The sequence below is a fragment of the Agrobacterium sp. ST15.13.013 genome (genome assembly GCF_027956525.1).
In the GTDB taxonomy this organism is placed as follows: Bacteria; Pseudomonadota; Alphaproteobacteria; order Rhizobiales; family Rhizobiaceae; genus Agrobacterium; species Agrobacterium salinitolerans.
The window spans coordinates 1-867 of sequence record NZ_JAQKGP010000079.1; the positions used below are offsets into that span (position 1 = coordinate 1).

Consider the following 867-nt stretch of genomic DNA (forward strand, 5'->3'; position numbering starts at 1 on the left):
TAACCGAAGTCTCTCTCCACGGCATCAACACCTCCCGCAAAGCGAAAAGTGTTACCCATGTCTCCGGTACAAAACGTCACCTATCTCTCAAGTCGGACACGCAAGACCGGAAATTCCAGCCCGCCCGATCCTTCACTTCAAGACAGCTGCCGGAGCGCTTTGGCGACTGTCGCCGCTTGTCACCTGTTCTTCCGTCCGTTTCGAATTGGCGCGCGCAACAAATCGGCTGCTGCCGATCATGAAAGCCAATTGTCGAATGCGACGCCGCCTCATCACATCAGATACCCCGAGCGAATAGACGCGATCGATACGACGTTGGTCCCTCGAATCGTTGCGTGGAAAATCGGTGTCAAACGGCTTGGCTTTTCCCTAGTCTCTCCACGCGCGCTGTGAAGGTGTGTCAGATGCAGGGGTGTAAGGATGCGACGGTTTCCACCTCTCTTGCCCGACGAGGCAAGGTTTCTCCGAAAAAGCCGGCAGTTTGTAAATATCTCGTTAGTCTAACTAACTAACGGATTTTCAAGCAATTTCTTAACGCATGGTAAAGCCGCCTGCGGGGTGGCTGCGCTTGGTGTGTTGTTTCCGCAACAAATCGAAATGAAGCATATACGTAAATGCTATTTATCGGATGTTGGCGATTGCATGCGGCGAAACCTTTTGTATTTTCACCACCAGAAGCGAGGCGGTGGATCGTTTGGCTTCTAAGAACACGGGAATGGGGCAGGGAATGCTGTCCTTCAGCGAAAGTACCCAGACCCACTTAAAAACTTTGACTGGAGGTCAACCATGAACATCAAGAGCCTTCTCATCGGCTCCGCTGCGGCTCTCGCAGCAGTATCCGGCGCACAGGCCGCTGACGCTATCGTC

General features: G+C 52.9%; 1 protein-coding gene. It reads left to right on the forward strand.

Translation table 11 applies throughout. The features are described 5' to 3' along the window. The coding region (locus PL597_RS25935; RefSeq protein WP_271366651.1) for a hypothetical protein at positions 1 to 242 on the forward strand (242 nt) is incomplete at its 5' end. Between the last annotated feature and the right edge of the window lie 625 nt (positions 243 to 867).